The following is a 20,564-nucleotide window of genomic DNA, read 5'->3' on the forward strand; positions in this document are numbered from 1 at the left end:
AAAGAGCATATTGCGCACGTTTTGTTACTTCCTGGTTAATGTTTGCTATGTCGCTCTATCAAAAAATGTTGGTTTTCTACGGTGTTATGGCGCTGATTTGCGCATTTATTACCTGGTTTCTTTCCCACGATCGGAAACGCATTCGTCTGTTGAGTGCTTTTTTGGTGGGTTCCACCTGGCCGATGAGTTTCCCGGTGGCGTTATTGTTTTCCCTCTTCTGAGTGAAGCGTGACGCTGAAAACACAAAAATCTTAAAAAAAGTGCAACATATGCCGCGGATGTTTTACCTAAGGACAGGAGACAGACGTTGGAATTATATACAAAGCTACTCATCTTTTACGGTGTTATGGCGGTCGTGTCCGGTGTAATAACGTATTTCCTTGCGAGTGATACCCGCAAAATTCGCATTCTCAGTGCCTTTTTAGTGGGTGCAACCTGGCCCATCAGTTTTCCTGTCGCCTTACTTTTTTCTCTGTTTTAACGTTTCTCGCCACTTTACTGGATTGCTGTATATAATTACAGTATTACGGTAAAGGAGAGACACATGAACAGTTTTTATTCGCAGCAGGCACAAGGGTGGGTTCGCTGGCAGGATCTGCCCGGTCACGGCGATCCGGTGGTTTTTATCCATGGACTGGGCTGCGCATCATCGTATGAATACCCGCGCGTGGTAACCGATCCAGCCTTCGGCGGCCGGCGCGCGATCCTTATCGATCTGCCCGGCAGCGGTTACAGCGAACGTCCGGCGAGTTTTTCCTACCGCACCAGTGAACAGGCGAAGGTCATCGTTGAACTCCTTGACTATCTGCAACTTGACGCTTGCTGGCTGTATGGCCACAGCATGGGTGGCAGTATTGCAATTGAAGTGGCTGCGCTGGTCCCACAACGGATTCGCGCGCTGGCGGTTTCCGAGCCCAATTTTCATGCCGGAGGCGGGGTGTTCAGCCGGGTGATTGCCGCTGAAGAGGAAGCCGAATTTGTCACCTGCGGTTACGCCATGTTATTAGGCCAGGAGAAAACACCGTGGGCAGGCAGCCTGCAAAGTAACGCGTCCTGGGCTATGTGGCGTGGCGCGAAAAGCCTGGTTGACGGTATTGCCCCGTCATGGATGGCGTTGTTTAGCCGTTTTCCACGGCCAAAGACGCTGATTTTTGGTGAGTTATCGCTACCGGATAACGATGCTCAACAGGTGTTGGATCAAGGTATAGAGGTGCGGATCATTCCGCAGGCGGGGCATTCCATGTCATGGGAACAGCCCGCTGCGCTGGCACGTGCGCTGAGCGCCTTTATTGCCGAACATGAGTAAAACCCCCGGCACACCTGCGTGGCCGGGGTTTTTTTAAGGCAGTAAGGTTTTGAGTTTCTTACGCGCGGCGGCAGAAACATCCAGCGGGTGGCTGTAGCCAATGTTTTCTGTCGCGCGATGGTAGAGAGCAACCAGCCAGTCGTAAACGTAGCGGGTCGCCGCATGAACCGGCTGCTCACTGAGTTTGGTTAAGCGAGCATCATTCATGCTTACCGAGGCGCTGGCAAAAATGGTGCTGCCTTTTTGTACGCGGCTGGCCGGGCGCTTGTCTTCCGGCACATCGGCATAACCCAGCCAGGCGACAAAGTTCCCTATCGCAGCGTACAACTGCGCGGCGCAGGCAGTATCGCGCTGCATCACTTTTTGCAGTTGCTCCGGCAGGTTAAGGCGATAGCTACTGATAATCACCGTCTCCGCCATATGGCGCAGTGCAGCGGGAGAAATGCCAAGGCGTGCTGCATTGTCGTCGTTACGGCTCCACTGGCGAACATGATTTACCCACAGCGCATGCGCCTGCTGCCCAATGTCTTTCGCCATCGGTTGCTGCTCCGCGTTTTCAGCGGACTCGGCAAACAGATCGATAGACTCATTAAACAGGCCGCTGACTTTCTCTTCACGGGGCTGCTGTACTTTCCACAGCGTATCGAACTGCTGCATATCCGGCAGTAAGCCTTCCAGCAACTCACCGTGGCGGGACGCCTGGCCTTGCAGTTCACGGACAACCGATTCCGCACGCGCACGCTGTACCGTAACTTCTCTGACCGGCGCAGCGGCCCAGCTTTGCAGCAGATCCCGCAGCGTTTGTTGATGACGCTCGGTCAGCGCTTTCAAACGGTTCTGGCGCAGACCCGGTGCGGTGGCCTGCGCCAGCCATTCCAACAGGCGTTGCAGGCTGCTGGCATCCAACGCCTGCAATGTGCCCCAGTGCTGGCCCGGTTTGCCAATTAATTGCTGAACGGCTTCGTCGAGGTTTTGCGCCTGGGTAAAACGCGCGTCCTGTGGCGTAATGGCCCAGACCAGACCCGGTAAGGCCGTTTCCTGACCGGATTGCGTCTCTTTAACCCAGTTCAGCAGGGCACGGGCTGTGACGCCTGTCGCTGCGCGTTCTGCGGTGGCATTACAGATCATCAGCACATCCGGTTGCAGACGCTGGCGATAATTGTCCAGCAGCCAGCGGCATTTACTGCGCCACAGCAGTTGCCCCTCCTGAGGACCCGGGGCCGGGATATCCAGAATATCCACCGAGGGCAGCACGCTGTTTTCAACCGGCAGCACCAGTTCACGGGTAATCAGGGCAAGGGTCGCCAGCGGCACGCTCACCGCATTTTGCAACTGGTCATTAGACCAGGGATGCACCACCACGTCGTCCTGAATCTCTTCAGAACGGTGTTCCGCCGGGGTGAGAAAACCGTCCGTCGGCAGGGCAAAATTATCCACCAGTACGCTAAGCGGGGCTGCCAGTTCGCTGGCGTTGCCGGTTTGATGCAGCGTATGGGCCAGCGACAACCACTGTTGCGTCAGCTCTTGCTGTTCACCCCATAGCAGCGACCAGGCGCTGGCGCGCGCGGTGAGATCCAGCGACGGCAGAAGAGAAGCGAACTGATGCCATAACGCATCGTCCATGTGTTGCAGTGATGATGGCACCACCGAACGCCAGAAGCGGGCAATGGCGCCAATTTCCAGCGCCGAAATACCGGGAACCGCATTGGGCTGACGCAGGGTGCGCCATTTTGCTACCCGATCTTCAATAACGGATTTGTCCACGGCGCGCAGTTCCGGTTGCTGGCGTGCATGGGCGATAAAAACCTGCACCAGTTCAGCTTCGCTGAGAATGCGCAGACGCAGCGGAAAACTCTCATCCATCCCGCTTGTGCGCGGACTAAAACGCAACGCCATGCTGGTCAGCCCGTGCCCCGGATTAATATGGGTAAAGTAGTCCAGCGTTTTGTCGCCAGGGCGCACATTCAGCCGCCCGTTGCCAGTGCCACACAGCGCATTGAGCAAATGGGCTTTCGCCGCTTGCGAATGACCATACAACCCGATGGTGCAGGGAGCATCCTCCGCCTCTTTTAAGGCAGACTCTTCAGCAGCGGCGGTAGTCAGGCGCGCCAGCAGCGCATCGGCATCGTCGTCCAGCAACGGCGATAGCAGGCGGTTTTCGTTGATCCATGCCGTCAACGCTTGGGTAGTCTTTGCGCTCGCACTCATTTCAGGTACACACTCCCGCTGTCGATCCAGTAATGGCTTCCGCTATGGCGGCGATCGGCCAGCGTATTCAGTTTAAACGTTAACGCATCAGGGGCGACCGGTGTGCCATCCTGTAACCAGGCTTCGCTGAGGGCGAAAGATTCCGGCCCATGTTGTTTGTTACCACCGCTGAATTTCAGACGCACGTTCAGCACACCGTCTCCGGCAATGGCTTTCGCCAGTTCCTGAGAGTTGATACTCAACGTATAGAGCGGGGTGGCTGGCCAGCGGGCATTTGCCAGTTGGCGGAACCCCAACGTTACATTTCCGCGCAGCGGGAAGTGTAAACGCGCGTCCAGCTTCGCGCCCGCCTTATCTAAATCAATGTCGTGATACCAGATATTCTCGTCGCGCAGGGTGTTGACCACGTTATCCAGCACCCCGAGATAGCGCACGGTAGAGTAGGCGCCAATGTCCGCTGCTTTAAAGTTAAAGCGCGGCAGACGCAAATCCAGCGCCAGGCTACAGAGCATCGCGCCGACGGCCGCGGTGGATTTCGGGTTGCCAATTTTGCCTTGCTGGCTGAAGGGATACCACTCATGCACGCGATATTTATCCAGCCACACCATTCGGTTGACCGGCACTGGTTGTAAGTGGCGGATCAGCGCTTGTACGCCAGGCAGACAGCCAGGGCGGCCGGTAATGAGCAGCACGTCGCAGCAATAATGGCTGATGGCTTCGCACACTGCGTGGAGCGGGGCGGTAAGGGTGAACTGCCCGGCCAGCATGGCGTTTTGTAACTCCTGGAAATTCACCTGTAACGGAACATCCAGTACATCAAATTCAGCAGAACCCGCAGGCAGCGCATGATCAATGGCCTGCTTCAGGTAGTTCATCACATTGCGCGTTGGCTGTTGGGTAAGCAACTCGCCAAACGTGGCGTGCAACCCGGCCAGCGGATCGTTGATGTCGCTCTCTTCCCAGGCGGCAAGAATGGCATGGCCGATAGGCATAAAGAGTTGCAGCGTGGTTTGCTGGCGCAATACCGCCTGAGTATCAATACGGCCGGAATCGCCAAACAGGGCCGCCATAATCGCAGCGGCATCGGTGATCCCGGCTTTTTGCATGTGGGTTTGCAATGCAGGCAGAACGCAGCGCTGAATAACGTCCAGCAGAATGTCGTCCCCGGCCACTTTGAAACCTTCGCGGAACAACAGTTTCGGTGTAATTTTCACATTGCTGCCGGTTCCGTCATCCAACTGATAATGGGTGATCGCCATATCCGTGGTGCCGCCACCAATGTCCACGGAGGCAACACGCAGCGAACGGCCCGGCGCAGCGTCCGGTGCGTCGGTGCGATCCGGGCGAGCGGTCGCGGCGAAGAATGTTTCGGTTTGCCCGGCAAAACGGGAAATGGCTTCGTTATACAACCACACCAGTTGCCCACAGCTCGCTTCGTCCCACTCCATTTGAATATGCGGCACCGGAACAACGCTTTTTTCCTGCTGTTTACGGTTGGCGAAATCTTCATCCTGCGGATGCCAGCCCATGGCTTTCCATACCAGCGCGATAGCTTCAAACATACGGCGGCGGAAAATTTCCCGCTCCTGTTTTGGCATTGCGGAGGGCAGGGTCAGAATGATGGTGCGCAACTGGCGCGGCGAGGCCGGGAAACCAAGACGCAAGCGTGTGGCAACGCTGTTGATCTGCCCGAGCGCTTGCGCCAGCAATTCGCACAGCATATGGGTCATCAGCGTGCTGCGGCTGTACTGCGGTGAAAAGACCGGCAGACGCTCATCCAGCGGCAGGCTGTACAGCGGCTGGCCTTCGTCGTTCATCAGGTTCATCAGCGGGAATGCAGTCGCCAACGGTTCACGCTGGGTTTTGCTGTTCATCTGGCTAAAGCGCCAGTCCTGCAAGACCGGGGTTTCGTCCCACAAATAGCGGCGAGGGCTGGAGATCCCGCTGTTGCCTTCGGTGCCCAGACGTTGCATCGCCAGTTTGCGGGCTTCATCACCGACACGCACGATAGAGGGCCAGATAAACGCATCTTCACGCCCGCTCTCTACGGAAAAATGTTGCTTGCCGAAGCGGGCTTCTGAGAACTCAAGACGGCTGGTAAACAGTGGCTCATTGAGGAACTGCGGTTCACTCAGGGAACGCACCTGCAGTTCGGCAGTCTGACGCAGACCATCGTTAGCATCACCATGATCTTCAATAATCACGCCGCAGGTATGGGTGTTACCGACATCCAGAATCAAATCCACCGGGATCGCCGGGGTGCTCAGGGTATGGGTGACGATCTTCACTTCTGGCACCTGCAACTGCGTACCCAGCAGCGTCATCAGGTTCAACCAGTGCGCCTGGTACTCAAAACTGCGCAGCGCCTGGTTAATATCCCGCTCGCTACGGTTTTCGTTTTGCGTGGCCTGCTGAAAAGCTTCGCGCAACCAGCCGTCGACCCAGGTTTGATCGAGAAAATCCGCCACTTCGTCATCGCGCCAGGCCAGAGAGAAGCGGGTGCCATTAAGGATATCGTTCTCCAGCGGCGCAAGGCTGCCCGGCGAGAGATCGTTAATCTGGCTGTCGAGCGCCAGCGCCACGCGGTGCGTATTACCTGCGCTGTCCGGCTCGCTCAGTTTGCGGATCTGCACGCGCGCCCAGTTATCCGGCCCTTCAACAAAGGTACGCGGCGGGTTGAAGCGTAAAAAGGGAATCGGTAGCCAGACGCCGTCAAGCAGCGCCAGCGAATACTGTAACGCGTGGGTGCTTTCCGGTTTCACCACTTCTGGTTGGCCGCCGTCGCGACCGGGCAGGGTAAAGCGCCCGTTCAGCAGGTCGAAATCCAGACGCAGCAGCGGGCCGTTGGCGGTTTTACGGACGAACCGACCGCTGTTTGGCGGATCTTGCGGCGTCAGGCCGAAATCAAGAAATTGCACGCCGCTGTTGGCAATCAGCGTCACGCTCTGTTTGTAGTCGCAAAGATTAACCAGCATAAACTCAGTCACCTGTTTTTCTGAACGTCACCGGAACGGTGGTTTTGGCGTCAAAACGCGCGTTACATTCCGCGACGTCATTGGTGCTTGCTTTACAGGAAATTTCCGGCATCGGGTAGCGGGATCCGTCACTGCAACGTGCGTTGCCACGGCTCTTAATCATTAGTTCACCAGTGCCATGCAGACCGGAGTAGAGATCCGCGCGGCAGGTAATATTCTTACCGTGAACAATGCGTGCCGTGCCTTTATTGTTCTGGATCTGGAAGCGCACAGCAGGGGCTTTGCCGGTTTCCGGATCTTTAACGTCCAGCGCCACGCGCCAGTTGCCGTTAAGGAAGCGCGTAGAGCCAATTTTCACCTGCAGGGCGTCCATCACCAGCGCATCTTTGGGAATGGCGTTGATCACCACCGGCTCTTTCACTTCACGGGGCTCAGGCGCTTTCTCTTCTGCACGCACTTCAGCACGTACTTCAGCCTGATGCAGCGGCAAACTTGCTGCCAGCATCGGTGCTGCCTGTATCGGTTTTGGTGCAATCGCCACCGGAGCTGGCTGCGGCATGGCGGGCGCGGGTGTAGGGGTTTGCGTCGTTTGTTGATTGAGGACGAACGGTGCTGCCACGGCAATGGCGACGGCCGCCGCAACCGGCAATGCCCACAGACCATAACGACGGCGTTTCTTCGCCACCGGCATCGGCGTCGGCGCAGGAGCAGGTGCGGGAGGTGGAACGGGCTCCGGGGCCACAGTCGGCGCAACATTTTGCACAGGCGGCACGGGTGCGGGCTGAGGTTTGATTTCCGGCGCAGGCGTCAACAGCGGTTCATCAGCCTGGCTGAATGTTACGGCAACCGCAGGCTCTTCCTCTTCAGGTTCCGGTGGCAGAATAATGACCGGTTCTTCCTCTTCCTGTTGGCGCAAACATTCGAGGACATCCTCACGGGCGCTTTCGTTCAGATTGACGAACCCCCAGAAGGTGATGACGGGTTTACCATCGACCAGGAAAACATGGTTTTCGCCGGGAAACTGCAACGCCTTTTCCAGCAGGGAGCCAAATAACTGCTGCGCCGTTTTTGGCGATTGCATGCATTTGCGGCTCAATGCCGCGGCGCTATCCAGCGTGCTTTCGAGGTAGCGCAATGCCTTAAAACGCGCCTCTTCATCGGCGGCCTTCCACGAGACCGAACGCCCCTCAACGGGCGAATACCAGTCAACACGATCGCCTTCATCATTGACCTGGGGAATCGCCAGGCAGTCTACCAACGCCTGCTGCTTACGCAGACGGAGTGCTTCACGAATTTGCAATGCCGAATCAAATACGGCCTGACCGCCGCCGCCAACGGCCTGGAAATCATCCAGATCACCGCTGCGCAAGAGAGTTTTTGCCACGTTTTCATCCCATAGACTTCTTCACGCGTCTACTCTACGCAATGCGATAGCAAGTAAACGGCAGAAGAAAGCTCAAAACCATTGAATTCTCGACGCATTGATACCGTCGAATCGACTTGACGGCACGAAAAACACTTAACATAAATTTTAATGTTAATCATGGTGGATATTTCAGCGAAATCAACTGCTTTAGAATAACCTGAGCGTGAATCGTTATTTGCCAGTTTGCCGGAGCTATGCTGTGATTACGGCTCCATATAAAAAAGAAGGTTCCTGATATGTCCACAGGGAAAACGCTGCTCGCTCTCGCATTGAGCACACTGTTACCAGCAAGCGCTGCATGGGCAGCGGCAAATGATACCCTCATCTACTGCTCTGAAGCGTCGCCAGAGTCCTTTAACCCGCAGATTGCCAGCTCCGGCCCGACGTTTGTCGCCAGCTCGCAGGTGCTTTACAACCGTCTGGTTAACTTCGATCCGGTAAAAAATACGCCGATTCCGTCGCTGGCTACCGGGTGGAAAGTCTCCGACGATGGCAAAACCTGGACGTTTACGTTGCGTCAGGGCGTGAAATTCAACAGCAACAAATACTTCAAACCCACGCGTGATTTTAATGCCGATGACGTGATTTTCTCCGTCCTGCGTCAAAAAGATGCGCAACATCCTTATCATAATGTTTCGCAAGGTAATTACGAATACTTCACCGATGTCGGCCTTGATAAGCTGATCAAAGAAGTGAAAAAAATCGACGACTACCACGTACAGTTTGTGCTCAATGAGCCAAATGCCGCGTTTCTGGCAGATTGGGGAATGGATTTTGCCTCCATTCTTTCTGCGGAGTACGCCGATGCGATGCTGAAAAAAGGCACGCCGGAATACGTCGACACCTGGCCTATTGGCACTGGCCCGTATGCACTGCAACAATATAAAGCCGACGCGCAGATTCGTTATATTGCCAACCCGAATTATTGGGATGGCCCGGTACCGACAAAACACCTGATCTTTGCCATCACACCAGATGTCCAGACGCGACTGGCGAAGCTGCAAACCAACGAGTGCCAGATTATTCCCGCACCTTCGCCGGTGCAGTTTGATCAAATCAAAAATAATAAAGACCTGACCCTGCACACGGTCGATGCGCTGAACGTCGGGTATCTGGCGTTCAATACGGAGAAAAAACCGTTCGATAATGTGCTGGTGCGCCAGGCGCTGAATTATGCGACCGATAAACACGCGATTGTTAACGCCGTCTTCCTGGGGTCCGGTAGCGTGGCGAAATCGCCTTTGCCGCCCAATATGCTCGGTTTTAATAAAGACCTGAAGGACTACCCCTACGATCCTGAAAAAGCCAAAGCGCTGCTCAAACAGGCCGGTCTGGATAAAGGCTTTGAGGCCACGCTGTGGTCAATGCCGGTGCAGCGCCCGTACAACCCGAACTCGCGCCGTATTGCAGAGATGATTCAGGCGGACTGGGCGAAAGTGGGCGTGAAAGCGAAAATTGTCTCTTACGAGTGGGGCGAATACCTTTCGGGGATGCGTAAAGGCGAACACGACACGGCGCTGTTTGGCTGGATGTCGGACAATGGCGATCCGGATAATTTTGCTGATGTATTGCTTGGTTGCAACAGCATAAAAACCGGTTCCAACGCCGCCCGCTGGTGCGATAAAGGATATGATGATCTCGTACAGAAAGCGAAGGTGGTGGCCGATCCGGCGTCGCGCGCCAAACTGTACAGCCAGGCACAGGAGATTTTCTACCAGCAAGCGCCATGGATCGCGCTGGCGAATGGTAAAACGTTCTATGCCACTCGCAGTAACGTGACCGGTTACAGCGTGAGCCTGATGGGCAGTGATTTTTCGAAAGCAAAACTGAATTAAAGGAGAGGGTATGTCACACCTGGACGAAGTTGTTGCCCGCGTCGATGCGGCCATTGAACAGAGTGTTATTGCCGGCATGAACGAACTGTTGATTGAATTGAGCGATGACGCCGCGCTGAGTCGTGAAGAACGTTATGCTCAGCAACAGCGCCTGCGACAAGCCATTGCTCATCATGGTCGCCAGCATAAAGAAGATTTGGATGCGCGACGGGAACAGCTGACCAAAGGTGGCTCGATCCTGTGATCAGAACTGGCGTCTGGCCACCAGCCAGGCGCCAATCACCAGCAGTACGGCACCGCACACCGGGCCGATAAGCGCCCGCATCGGGATCCCGTGACTTCTGACAACATCCAGTACCAACCCGCCAATCAGCTGGCTTGCCACTAACACCGCAATGGTGGTGGCCGCGCCGACATACTGATAGCCGCTGATGCTGGCGAAAACAAAAAATGATCCCAGCAGACCTGGAATTAACGTCCACCATTTCACGCTGGCATAGAGTTCCTGAAAGCCAGAAAGGCCATATTTAACCAGCAGGATACTGACAAACAGTACAATGCCCACCAGCGAGTTCAGCAACATCGCGATAAGGATCGTCGATGCTGACTGCGTGATGCGCACCATCAAGGTATTTTGCACCACCAGGCCAATACCGGCGGCAATCAGAAAGGTGAGCGTTAGCGACTGATTCATGGGAGCGCGTCCGGGTCGGTGCGGTTATCCAGTTGTAACTGCATAAACGTCAGATCCAGCCAGCGACCAAACTTGGTGCCAACCTGTGGCATTTGCCCGGTCGTGACAAAACCCAGTTTGCTGTGCAGATGAATGGAACCGTGGTTTTGTGCCTCAATGCCCGCCACCATCACATGTTTACCCAAGCGTTTGGCGTCTTCGATTAACCGTTCCATTAATGCCAGTCCCAGGCCTTTGCCCTGATGATCCGGATGAACATAGACCGAGTGTTCAACGGTGTGGCGAAACCCGTCGAAAGCGCGCCAGTCGCCAAAGGATGCATAACCGGTAATCACACCGTTCTCTTCGCTGACCAGCACCGGGTAGCCGAGCAGAGCACGCGCTTCAAACCAGGCGATACGATTTTCCACATCGACGGTTTGGTCATTCCAGATCGCCGCCGTGTTCACCACAGCATGGTTATAAATCGCGGCGATTGCCGCGCAGTCCTCTCTGCCAGCATAACGAATACTCATGGTTGAACCTCTATTTTGTACACTATAGTATTACGATATGAATACTATCTCAGACACTATAAATCAACGGATCAGTGCACGAATTCGTGTCGAACGCGAATCCCGCGGCTGGTCGCTCAGTGAACTGGCGGAGCGCGCCGGGGTGTCACGGGCGATGATCCACAAAATAGAACGTGCAGAAAGCAGCCCAACCGCGGCACTGCTGGCGCGGCTTTCCGGCGCGTTTGGCATCAGTATGTCAACGCTGATTGCACGTGCGGAAATGCAGGAAGGAAAACTGCTGCGCTATGCCGATCAACCGGTCTGGCGCGATCCGCAAAGCCACTATCTGCGACGCCACGTCTCCCCCAGAAGCGATCTGCCTATCGATCTCGTGCACATTGAACTGCCTGCGGGCAGCAACATCCCGATGCCAGCCTCCTCGTATGCGCTGGCGCGCCAGTTAATCTGGTTGCAGGAAGGCGAGCTGGTTTTTCAGGAAGGGGACACGCGCCACGAAATGAAAGCCGGGGATTGTCTGGAACTGGGTCCCCCCAATGATTGCCGGTTTATCAACGAAAGTGATGCGCCGTGCCATTATCTGGTTGTGCGACTTAACCATTCCAGCTCGTAATGGAAACGCACACCGCGCAGTCAGCGACTAGTATCAATAGTTAGTCTGACAAGCAGAGGAGTGCAGAATGAATCAACAATCTCACCGTAACCGCCGTTGGGTGCTGGCTTCACGCCCGCACGGCGCGCCGAACGCGGACAATTTCCGTCTGGAAGAAGACAGCATTGCCACCCCTGGAGAAGGCCAGGTGTTGCTGCGTACGGTTTACTTGTCCTTAGATCCTTATATGCGCGGGCGTATGAGCGATGCGCCTTCCTACACGCCGCCGGTACAAATAAATGAAGTGATGTGCGGCGGTACGGTTAGCCGGGTGGTGTCGTCGCTGCACCCGGACTTTGCTGAAGGGGACTGGGTATTAGGCTACAGCGGCTGGCAGGACTATGACATTTCGGGTGGTGAAGGACTGGTGAATCTGGGCGCAAACCCGCAGCACCCTTCGTGGGCATTGGGTGTGCTTGGTATGCCGGGTTTTACCGCCTATATGGGACTGCTGGATATTGGTCAACCGAAAGCCGGAGAAACACTGGTCGTTGCTGCCGCTACCGGGCCGGTCGGCTCGACCGTTGGGCAAATCGGCAAACTGAAAGGTTGCCATGTAGTGGGAGTGGCCGGGGGCAGTGAAAAATGTCGCCACGCTGTGGATGTATTGGGTTTTGATCACTGCCTCGATCACCATGCGCCAGATTTTGCCCAACAACTGAAAACGGCCTGTCCACAAGGTATCGATATTTATTTTGAAAATGTCGGTGGAAAAGTATTCGATGCCGTACTGCCGTTATTAAATACTGCGGCGAGAATTCCGCTTTGTGGGCTGGTGAGTGGTTATAACGCAACCGAGCTTCCCGCCGGACCCGATCGTATTCCGCTATTAATGGCCACGCTGCTGAAAAAAAGAATCCGGTTGCAAGGGTTTATTATTAACCAGGATTATGGTCACCGCCTAAACGAATTTCAGCAAGAAATGGGGCAGTGGGTGAGTGAAGGAAAAATCCACTATCGCGAACATGTGACAGAAGGGCTGGAGAACGCGCCGGACGCCTTTTTCGGCCTGCTCGAAGGAAAAAACTTTGGCAAAGCGGTAGTCAAAATAGGCGCAGAAAGCTAAGCAAACGATGGCGGTAAAAAACCGCCATCATAAATTGTGCAAAATCTAAAAAAACGTCTTTAATTATACAAGCATAAGGAACTGATGACCTTGTGAAGGCAGTTCCTGGTGGTTGTGCATAATAAATAACATTTGTTCTACTTTTAAGCGACAATCCAATACCAGGCATGTGTTTATATAATATATTCTTTGCAAAAAGATCACGGACACGCTACCAGGCTGATAATAGATAAGAATTTAAACAGGATGCAAACATGCTTGATTTGGAAAAAGCGCAGCGGACCAGCCTCACTATGCAAGTTGAAGCCAGTCTGAAAGGTGCGCTTATTATTGGCGCCCTCAAACCTGGCGCACGTCTCATTACGAAAGAAATAGCAGATCAACTTGGCACCAGTATTACACCGGTGCGCGAAGCACTGTTGCGGTTGGTCTCCGCCGGTGCATTGCATGCCACTCCCGCCCAGGCGTTTCTTGTTCCGGAGGTCAGCCTTGAACGTTATAACGAAATCAATTTGATTCGAAAAAACCTGGAAGGTATGGCTGCGCGCTCCGCCAGCCAGAATATGACCAAAGATAAAATCAGGGAACTGCGGATGCTGGCGGGCTCCTTCCATGAAGCGTTAAAAAGTGGCAACACCGAACAAACGCTACAGGCCAATCGCGCATTTCGCTTTAGCGTTTACCAACAAGCGGGGATGCCAACATTAACTGCGCTTATCGAACAATTATGGGTCCGTATCGGCCCCTGTTTTAATTATCTTTATCCGTCTTCGGCTGAGTTATCACGCGGGCATGATTACAGTGACCTGCTCGCTGCACTCGAAGAAGGGGATGGTTTTGCCAGTGAAAGAGCGCTATGGCGAGCCATTGATGAGGGCGCAACCATTATCAACAAGCAGTTCCATCGCTGAGTGATAATTGATAAAACCTATGGTTTAAAGTCAAATATACATGCTCCCCGGCTAAAATTTGCGTAAGGGGAGCATCTGTATCACGTTTTTCACTGATAAGACTCGCTTAAGGCTGAAATCCTTGCACAGTGTGCCGATAACAAATGTTGGCGCAGTTAGGCGCTAACATTTGGTGTTTAGCAAGGAGTCCTGAATGTCATTTAGCCAGCGGTTGAGTAATATAAAAATCAGCAGAAAGCTGTCAGTGGGGTTTGGTCTGGTGCTATTTCTGGTTGCCATCGCCACCATCCTCAGTATGTTGCGCTTTAAAGAAATACGCGACGTCTACGAAAAAACAAACCTGATGTATAACATCAACATTGAAGTATTTCAGGCGAAGATAAACCGCCTGAAATACTTTTATGGTGATGATAAATCCGGAGAGGTGATGTCCAACTATGTACGTCACGCTTCCGAGTTAACCGCCAGCGCGGACGCACTCTCCTGGTCTGCGTCTGAAAAGCAGATCATCAACGATGTGGCGGGCCACCTTAATACGTTCCAGAGCAGCATCGGCGAGATGCAAAAAGCCACCAGTGACATTCGCGCTATACGCGATGCGCTGGACAAACTGGCCGCAAGCGATCTCTCCGCACGATACACCGCGCTTATCCATACACCGCTCGCCGATGCCAACCTGATGACGCAGGTTTACGAACAATTGTTCGCCATCAGCGCCGTGCGTGATGCGGCGCTGGTAGTGCGTTATAGCCCGAGCCAGGCGTCCCGCGACGCATTGGATACACGTTTTAGCCAGACGCAGAAAAGCGTACAGGCGCTGGCGAGTCAATTGCCGGCGGAGCTGAAGTCACCGCTGCAATCCCTGTGGGATGATACGGTGAAATACCGCGATCTGAGCGTGAACTACTTTACCGCCTGGCAGGCACTGAAAGCGGCGGAGGATAAAGTTAAGGTCGGCGGCGACAACAGCAGCGCCTCACTCAAACAGATCATTGCACTGGTCAAAGCCCATAACGATGAGCTGGCGTACACGTCCAGTTCTATTGCGGCAATCATCGGTGTGATTGCGATTCTGATTGGCGTGATTGTCTCCTGGTGGGTTATCCGTCAAATCACCCGTCCGATTGACCGTAACCTGGCGCTGGCGGAGCGTATTGCCAGCGGCGACCTCAGTTCGAATATTCAGGCGCAGAGCAAAGATGAGCTGGGGCAATTGACCGGTGCCATGGGGCGTATGAACGACACCCTGCGCGACATGATCCATGAAGTACGCAACAGCGTAAGTCAGGTATCACGCGCGGCGACGGAAATCGCCGAAGGCAACACCGATCTCTCTTCCCGTACTGAGCAGCAGGCCGCCGCCGTGGTGGAAACCGCTGCCAGTATGGAACAGTTGACCGCCACGGTGAAAAACAACGCCGATAACGCCCGCAATGCCCGCAGTCTGGCGGCGCAGGCGTCGAAAACCGCCAGCGAAGGTGGTAGCGTGATGCGCGAAGTGGTGGATACCATGGGCGATATTCACAGCAGTTCGAACAAAATTGCCGATATTACTGCGGTGATCAACAGCATCGCTTTCCAGACTAACATCCTGGCACTGAACGCCGCCGTGGAAGCCGCCCGTGCAGGTGAGCAGGGCCGTGGATTTGCGGTAGTGGCCAGCGAAGTTCGCAGCCTTTCTCAGCGCAGTTCGCAGGCGGCGAAAGATATCGAACAGCTGATTAGTGAATCCGTCTCCCGTATTAACATCGGTAGCGAACTGGTGGCGAAAGCAGGGGAAACCATGGATCAGGTGGTGCAGTCCGTCACCCGGGTGAATGACATTATGGGGGAAATCTCTTCCGCCTCCGAAGAACAAAGCCGGGGTATCGAACAGATTGCCCGCGCAGTCGGCGAGCTGGACAGCACCACACAACAGAACGCGTCACTGGTAAGCGAATCCTCCTCTGCGGCAGGTTCGCTGGAAGAGCAGGCGCGTCTGCTGGAAGAGCTGGTCGCCACGTTTCGTCTTGAACAGGGTGGCGCGAAACCGGCTTCCGCAGGGAAACCGACGATCAAGCCGAACCTGAAAGCAAAAGCGGAACCCCGTGAAACGGCCGTCAGCGAAGAGGGCTGGACAACCTTCTAAACACGCAGTGAGCCAATCAAAAAGCCCGGATGCGCCATGCTACCGGGCTTTTCATTTTTGCTTACCGGCAAAATGACCGCGCATCAGTTATCTGGCCAAAGGGCTTTCAGAAGCCAGGCCAGATGGGCGCCGCCTTTCTCAAGCTGCGTTGCCTGAAGAGCTTCCCGCTGCGCGGTGTAATCGGGTTGATACTCTACCGACCAGTTCCCCCCCGTTTTCTTACCAAACACCACATTCTGGAAAGCGGCACGGCCATTAACGAGCGTATCGCTGGCCCATTGCGCCGGCCAGGTGGAGAGATCGCCTGTCGGCGCGGGAATAGCCGTTGCGCCGGGCAGCAACGCTTTCCATCCCTCTTTTTCCGTGTAGCGTTTCGGCGGCATATCCCACAGCGCGTGAAGCGTTGTATTGCCAGCGATCAGATCGTTGCCTCCGCGAGTATCTGTGCCTTGCGCAGAGTCACTCAGGTCGGGGTCTATGGGGTGTCCCTGATCATTAAGATAAATGGCCGCCACGTGGAGCGGCTGTGTTTCATCGCCTACGAAATGTACCAGCAGTTGCAGCGCCTCTTTTTTATCTGCAATGTCAAACGGTGCAGGGGCTGTGCCCCCTTGTAACACGCGGACTGCGGCGTTGATAGCCTGCACAACATCATGATTTGAGGTGCCATATTCTCCCTGCTGATAGGCGTCCCGTTGGATAGCAACATCGGTGAAATGGTAATATCCATGGCAGTTTTTAACCGTTTTCCCGGGGGTACATTGATCCCAATTGCGCTTCACATAGTCCACCAGTGGAGTGCGATCTTTAAAAATAGCGCACTCGGCATATTTGCCATCTTCCTGGTAGTAAAAGCGACCGTTGTTGTCGTTGCGCTTCACCGATTTCACGCAATCAGCCCACACGGATACGGTTTTTAACGTCATACCTTCGCCCAGTATTTCGCGGACGTGCCGCTCAGCATTCGAACCCGCAATTAACGTATCAGCGATTTCACCAATAATTTGATGTCCCTGATAATTCCACGCCAGAGATGTACTTGTATAAAAAAACAACGCAACACAGAGACATTTTGATACTTTCATAACAACCCCTTTTTCTCAGTTGGCTTGCTGATGTAACGCTTTGCTGCGCAACGATGACGGGACTGCAGAGGTGTGTTGACGACGAACGCCGCCCTGACATGAATCAGGCGATGAAAACGTCATCCTCAGACCAGAATGAATGCCGGAGTGGCACAATAAATGATAGCAAGAGATGTTTTTTTATCCGCAGGCGAAGACTGGCTCGCCCAAAAACAGGGAAGGATGCATGTATAGCAATAGTGTATTGGATAGAACTGCGTAAGCATTAAGAGGTCACCCGCCCGGCGGCGGGTGACCCCGATTTCCGTGTTATTCGAATTGATAAGCCACCGACAAGCCCACACCGTAATTACGCCCCGGCGCAGGTTCGTAATAACGCCCATTCGACTCGTTAACGATCACCGACCCCACATATTCGCGGTCAAACAGATTATCGATACGCCCGAAGAGATCCATCATCCAGTTGCCATAGCGAAATTTGTAGCCCGTATTCAGGCCCGCCACGGTATAAGACGGCGCTTTCGCGGTGTTTTCATCATCCGCCATCAAGTCGCTCATATACCGTACATCCGCACCGGCGTACCAGCCTTGATCCGGGATCCAGCCCAGCGAAGCGAAGCCCATATTTCGGGCAATACCCGGCATACGGTGACCGTTACAGTCGGCGTCATTGCACACCTCGCTACGATAGGTGGCATCAAGATAGGTCCATGCCACTTTAGCCCGCCAGTTTCCGGCAAACTGCTGATCCAGAGACAGCTCAGCACCCTGGCGACGGGTTTTCCCGGCGTTTTTATAGGTCGTGCGACCTCCGCTGCTGGTATCGGTGACGATTTCATTATCCGTATCAGTACGGAACAGCGCCGCCGTCAGTAAACCATTACCGATACGGGTTTTACTGCCGACTTCTACCGTATCGTTAGTCGACGGCTTCAGCGCAAAGTTGAGTCCGCTCTGGTCATCGGAACGGTAGGAGAGTTCATTAATGGTCGGTGTTTCAAATCCACGTCCGGCGGCGACATACACATTCCAGGCATCGGTGATGGCATATTTCAGCGACCCCGCCGGGAGCCATTTATGGTAATTCGCCTCGCCGCTGTCATCGCCGTTCCGCGCAGTGATGTAATGATCGTTGGAGTCAAACCACACGGAGCTGTACCGAACGCCAGCTTCTAACGCCAGCTTTTCGGTTAACTGCCAGCCGGTTTGCAGATAGGGGTCAACGTTCCACATCAGATTGCGCTCGTCACGGCGCAGATTGCCTTCACGCCCGTAAAGAGGCGTCGTGCCGCTCATCACAAAGTTTTCATAGCCTTTGCGCTGTTCGGTCATGGTTTCGTAATTCAGCCCACCGGTAAACGTCACCGGGACACCCAGCTCACCGCGATGCGTCCAGCGTGTATCGATCCCCTGATAGTGACGCGCCAGGTCGATCACACCCCCGGCATGCTGCGCATTCAGTTGTGGCGCCCGGGGAATGGACTGATATTGCGTGGTTTCACGCTCTCCGGCATACATCATCACGCTCAGGTCATCGTGTGCACTGAGCTGGCGTTCATAGCGTAAACCCGCCTGGGTTTGTTTAATGGTTTTGCGTGTGTCGTACTGTTCGGCGCGTGGAGACTGGCGCGGATTGTTTCGCCACTCGGATTGGGTTAAGCCTCCCGCATCGTTGGCGTTGATATCCACGCTGTTAAAAATCAGGCTCAGTTTGCTGGCATCATCAATGCGTACGCCCAGTTTGGCATTCGCCAGATTTTTACGTGCACCGCTGCGATCGCGATAACCGTGCGTCACAAAACGGGTACTGGAGACAGTGTAATCCACATCCCCGGCATGGGTGCCATCACCCATCGCGCCGGTGGCTTTCACTCCATAGCGCCAACTGGCGTCGCTACCGTAATAACTGCTGGCTTCAATCGTCGCCGGTTCCCTTCCGGTTTGCGTGGTGACATTCACCACACCACCAGACGCGTTACCGTAAAGCGCCGAGAACGGGCCGCGCAATACATCAATACTTTCCACGCTGTTGAGGTCAATATTCGATGTCTGCCCCTGGCCATCCGGCATGGTGGCGGGGATGCCGTCAACATACATGCGGATACCGCGCACGCCATAGGTTGAGCGGGAACCAAACCCGCGAATAGACAATTGCAGGTCCTGTGCATAGTTTTGGCGATTCTGTACCTGCAAACCGGGGACACTGCCCAGTGACTCAGACAAATTGACCCGTGGCGTGGCCTGGCGAATATCATCGCCCTGAACAACGCTCACAGCAGCAGGCGTATCCAGTTCAGAAACGGTGTGGGGTGTGGCGCTGACAATCAGGGTTTGTTCATCGGCAAAAGCCGAAGGGGGCACCAGAGCCGGGAGCAGCAAGGCCGGCAAAGTGAGCCTGGTGATGGAAAAAATAGTCATGGCGGAACCGGGTTATAAAGCGAACTAATAGGAAAATACGGCAATATGTTAAATCGCATGTTAATCATTTGAAAACATTAAGCGCACATTACGTTAATAATAAGCGTAGTTAGTAAACCGCGATAACGCCTGTTCAAAAATTATGACTCCACATTACTGTCATTAATGATTACTATTCTCACTTATAACAATAAGCGAGGCTGTGGCGTCGCACACTGGAAGCGTGTGAAAAATAACAATCGTGTTAATCAAAGGGAGTCGTCATGTCTTTACGTCATTTATGCTCGCCGCGTTTGCGGCATTCCCTGGTCCTCGGCTCACTACTGCTGGCGGCATCATTCACCACACAGGCAGCAGAAGAGATGCTGCGCAAAGCCGTAGGCAAAGGGGCGTATGAAATGGCCTTTAGCCAGCAGGAAAATGCGCTCTGGCTGGCAACGGCACAAAGCCGAAAAACCGATAAAGGCGGGGTGGTGTACCGCCTCGATCCGGCAACGCTGGCGATCACACAGTCCATTCACAGCGACCTGAAACCGTTTGGCGCGGCGATCAACACCCGCACGCAAACCCTGTGGTTTGGCAATACTACCGATGGCACGATCACAGCGATCGATGCCAAAAGCGGCATCATAAAAGGACGTGTGGTGCTGGATGCACGCAAACGCTCTGAAACCGTGCGTCCGTTGCAGCCGCGCGAGTTGGCGGTCGATGAGAACACCAACACGGTGTATATCACCGGGGTCGGGAAAGAGAGTGCAATCTGGGTCGTGGATGGCGAAACGCTGAAACTGAAAACCACCATTACGCAGACCGGCACCTACAGCACCGGGCTGGCGATCGACGCGGCAGCAAAACGCCTCTATACCACCAACGGTGACGGTGAACTGATCACTGTAGATACCGGCAAAAACAGCATCATCGCACGTAAAAAACTTCAGGATGACGGTAAAGAACACTTCTATTTGAACCTGAGCCTCGACACAGCGGGCCACCGTGCCTTTGTGACCGATTCCAAAGCGGCGGAAATTCTGGTGGTTGATACCCGCAATGGTAACGTGTTACAGAAAGTCGCCGTGCCAGAATCACTGGCGGTGCTGTTTAACCCGACGCGTAATGAAGCTTATGTTACCCACCGCGAAGCCGGGAAAGTCAGCGTTATCGACGGCAAAACCTACAAGGTTGTCAAAACCTTCGACACACCGACTCACCCCAACAGTCTGGCACTCTCTGCAGACGGCAAGACGCTGTTTGTCAGTGTGAAACAGGCCTCCAGCCGTGAAAAAGAAGCCACCGAGCCGGATGATGTGATCCGCATTGCGCTGTAATCTCGCCATCGCTTAAGCTC

At 54.4% G+C, this 20,564-nt stretch carries 17 protein-coding genes; 10 read left to right on the forward strand and 7 right to left on the reverse strand.

Translation table 11 applies throughout. The annotated features are described in order from the left end of the window. Positions 1–47 precede the first annotated feature (47 nt). The 3 genes from O9K67_RS12205 (at position 48) to O9K67_RS12215 (ending at position 1,306) form a co-directional block, all read left to right on the forward strand. The gene (locus tag O9K67_RS12205) at positions 48–221 is read left to right on the forward strand and encodes a GhoT/OrtT family toxin (protein WP_071890708.1); all 174 of its coding nucleotides are present in this window, start codon (positions 48–50) and stop codon (positions 219–221) included. An 86-nt stretch (positions 222–307) separates the two neighbouring features. After that, a complete protein-coding gene (locus O9K67_RS12210; protein ID WP_071890021.1) occupies positions 308–481 on the forward strand; it encodes a GhoT/OrtT family toxin in 174 nt (57 codons plus the stop codon). Positions 482–544: 63 nt separating this feature from the next. After that, positions 545–1,306: an alpha/beta fold hydrolase gene (locus O9K67_RS12215; RefSeq protein WP_061495989.1), complete on the forward strand. Its 762-nt coding sequence runs from the start codon at positions 545–547 to the stop codon at positions 1,304–1,306. 33 nt (positions 1,307–1,339) lie between these two features. Here O9K67_RS12215 and O9K67_RS12220 read toward each other — a convergent pair whose 3' ends face one another. From O9K67_RS12220 to O9K67_RS12230, 3 genes are read right to left on the reverse strand one after another with little or no spacing between them, the layout of a single operon-like run. After that, positions 1,340–3,514, reverse strand: coding sequence for a virulence factor SrfC family protein (locus O9K67_RS12220; protein WP_061495987.1), 2,175 nt, complete (start codon positions 3,512–3,514; stop codon positions 1,340–1,342). Beyond that, positions 3,511–6,489 carry a virulence factor SrfB gene (locus O9K67_RS12225; protein WP_061495985.1) on the reverse strand — a complete coding sequence of 993 codons (2,979 nt, stop codon included), beginning with the start codon at positions 6,487–6,489 and terminating at the stop codon, positions 3,511–3,513. Before O9K67_RS12225 ends, O9K67_RS12220 begins: the two co-directional genes overlap by 4 nt. 4 nt (positions 6,490–6,493) lie before the next feature. Beyond that, positions 6,494–7,873 carry an SrfA family protein gene (locus tag O9K67_RS12230; protein WP_061495983.1) on the reverse strand — a complete coding sequence of 460 codons (1,380 nt, stop codon included), beginning with the start codon at positions 7,871–7,873 and terminating at the stop codon, positions 6,494–6,496. Between the two features lie 278 nt (positions 7,874–8,151). Between O9K67_RS12230 and O9K67_RS12235 the strand changes: the two genes are divergently transcribed. Both O9K67_RS12235 and O9K67_RS12240 read left to right on the forward strand, forming a co-directional pair. After that, complete coding sequence (locus tag O9K67_RS12235; protein WP_061495981.1) at positions 8,152–9,750, forward strand: ABC transporter substrate-binding protein; 1,599 nt, start codon at positions 8,152–8,154, stop codon at positions 9,748–9,750. Between the two features lie 10 nt (positions 9,751–9,760). After that, positions 9,761–9,994, forward strand: coding sequence for a YdcY family protein (locus tag O9K67_RS12240; RefSeq protein ID WP_061495979.1), 234 nt, complete (start codon positions 9,761–9,763; stop codon positions 9,992–9,994). On the opposite strand, the gene O9K67_RS12245 is transcribed toward O9K67_RS12240, so the two are convergent. Both O9K67_RS12245 and O9K67_RS12250 read right to left on the reverse strand, forming a co-directional pair. Next, entirely contained in the window at positions 9,995–10,444 is a 450-nt protein-coding gene (locus tag O9K67_RS12245; protein WP_061495977.1) for a DMT family transporter, read from the reverse strand. Further along, positions 10,441–10,959, reverse strand: a complete 519-nt coding sequence (locus O9K67_RS12250) for a GNAT family N-acetyltransferase (RefSeq protein ID WP_061495975.1) — start codon at positions 10,957–10,959, stop codon at positions 10,441–10,443. The genes O9K67_RS12245 and O9K67_RS12250 overlap by 4 nt, the downstream gene beginning before the upstream one ends. Positions 10,960–10,996: 37 nt before the next feature. Here O9K67_RS12250 and O9K67_RS12255 point away from each other — a divergent pair, with 37 nt between their 5' ends. The 4 genes from O9K67_RS12255 (at position 10,997) to O9K67_RS12270 (ending at position 15,716) form a co-directional block, all read left to right on the forward strand. Further along, complete coding sequence (locus tag O9K67_RS12255; protein WP_061495973.1) at positions 10,997–11,572, forward strand: helix-turn-helix domain-containing protein; 576 nt, start codon at positions 10,997–10,999, stop codon at positions 11,570–11,572. A gap of 67 nt (positions 11,573–11,639) precedes the next feature. Next, entirely contained in the window at positions 11,640–12,677 is a 1,038-nt protein-coding gene (locus O9K67_RS12260) for an NADP-dependent oxidoreductase (protein WP_061495971.1), read from the forward strand. 254 nt (positions 12,678–12,931) lie between these two features. Next, positions 12,932–13,588 (forward strand): GntR family transcriptional regulator, encoded by a 657-nt coding sequence (locus O9K67_RS12265; protein WP_061495969.1) that lies wholly within the window; start codon positions 12,932–12,934, stop codon positions 13,586–13,588. Positions 13,589–13,781: 193 nt separating this feature from the next. Then, positions 13,782–15,716, forward strand: a complete 1,935-nt coding sequence (locus O9K67_RS12270) for a methyl-accepting chemotaxis protein (protein ID WP_061495967.1) — start codon at positions 13,782–13,784, stop codon at positions 15,714–15,716. 83 nt (positions 15,717–15,799) lie between these two features. Here O9K67_RS12270 and O9K67_RS12275 read toward each other — a convergent pair whose 3' ends face one another. Then, positions 15,800–16,801 (reverse strand): S1/P1 nuclease, encoded by a 1,002-nt coding sequence (locus O9K67_RS12275; protein ID WP_061495965.1) that lies wholly within the window; start codon positions 16,799–16,801, stop codon positions 15,800–15,802. 309 nt (positions 16,802–17,110) lie between these two features. Next, positions 17,111–19,219, reverse strand: a complete 2,109-nt coding sequence (pqqU, locus tag O9K67_RS12280) for a TonB-dependent receptor PqqU (protein WP_061495963.1) — start codon at positions 19,217–19,219, stop codon at positions 17,111–17,113. A 263-nt stretch (positions 19,220–19,482) separates the two neighbouring features. On the opposite strand from pqqU, the gene yncE reads away from it, so the two are divergent. After that, complete coding sequence (yncE, locus tag O9K67_RS12285; RefSeq protein WP_061495961.1) at positions 19,483–20,544, forward strand: 7-bladed beta-propeller protein YncE; 1,062 nt, start codon at positions 19,483–19,485, stop codon at positions 20,542–20,544. Positions 20,545–20,564 lie beyond the last annotated feature (20 nt).

Origin of the sequence: Kosakonia oryzendophytica (genome assembly GCF_027886705.1) — a bacterium.
Lineage (GTDB): Bacteria > Pseudomonadota > Gammaproteobacteria > Enterobacterales > Enterobacteriaceae > Kosakonia > Kosakonia oryzendophytica.

Coding starts and splice junctions, on each gene's coding strand:
- O9K67_RS12215 (WP_061495989.1), top strand. CDS start 545: ATGAACAGTTTTTATTCGCAGCAGGCACAAGGGTGGGTTCGCTGGCAG.
- O9K67_RS12205 (WP_071890708.1), top strand. CDS start 48: ATGTCGCTCTATCAAAAAATGTTGGTTTTCTACGGTGTTATGGCGCTG.
- pqqU (WP_061495963.1), bottom strand. CDS start 19,219: ATGACTATTTTTTCCATCACCAGGCTCACTTTGCCGGCCTTGCTGCTC.
- O9K67_RS12225 (WP_061495985.1), bottom strand. CDS start 6,489: ATGCTGGTTAATCTTTGCGACTACAAACAGAGCGTGACGCTGATTGCC.
- O9K67_RS12220 (WP_061495987.1), bottom strand. CDS start 3,514: ATGAGTGCGAGCGCAAAGACTACCCAAGCGTTGACGGCATGGATCAAC.
- O9K67_RS12260 (WP_061495971.1), top strand. CDS start 11,640: ATGAATCAACAATCTCACCGTAACCGCCGTTGGGTGCTGGCTTCACGC.
- O9K67_RS12275 (WP_061495965.1), bottom strand. CDS start 16,801: ATGAAAGTATCAAAATGTCTCTGTGTTGCGTTGTTTTTTTATACAAGT.
- O9K67_RS12265 (WP_061495969.1), top strand. CDS start 12,932: ATGCTTGATTTGGAAAAAGCGCAGCGGACCAGCCTCACTATGCAAGTT.
- O9K67_RS12270 (WP_061495967.1), top strand. CDS start 13,782: ATGTCATTTAGCCAGCGGTTGAGTAATATAAAAATCAGCAGAAAGCTG.
- O9K67_RS12240 (WP_061495979.1), top strand. CDS start 9,761: ATGTCACACCTGGACGAAGTTGTTGCCCGCGTCGATGCGGCCATTGAA.
- O9K67_RS12255 (WP_061495973.1), top strand. CDS start 10,997: ATGAATACTATCTCAGACACTATAAATCAACGGATCAGTGCACGAATT.
- O9K67_RS12235 (WP_061495981.1), top strand. CDS start 8,152: ATGTCCACAGGGAAAACGCTGCTCGCTCTCGCATTGAGCACACTGTTA.
- yncE (WP_061495961.1), top strand. CDS start 19,483: ATGTCTTTACGTCATTTATGCTCGCCGCGTTTGCGGCATTCCCTGGTC.
- O9K67_RS12245 (WP_061495977.1), bottom strand. CDS start 10,444: ATGAATCAGTCGCTAACGCTCACCTTTCTGATTGCCGCCGGTATTGGC.
- O9K67_RS12250 (WP_061495975.1), bottom strand. CDS start 10,959: ATGAGTATTCGTTATGCTGGCAGAGAGGACTGCGCGGCAATCGCCGCG.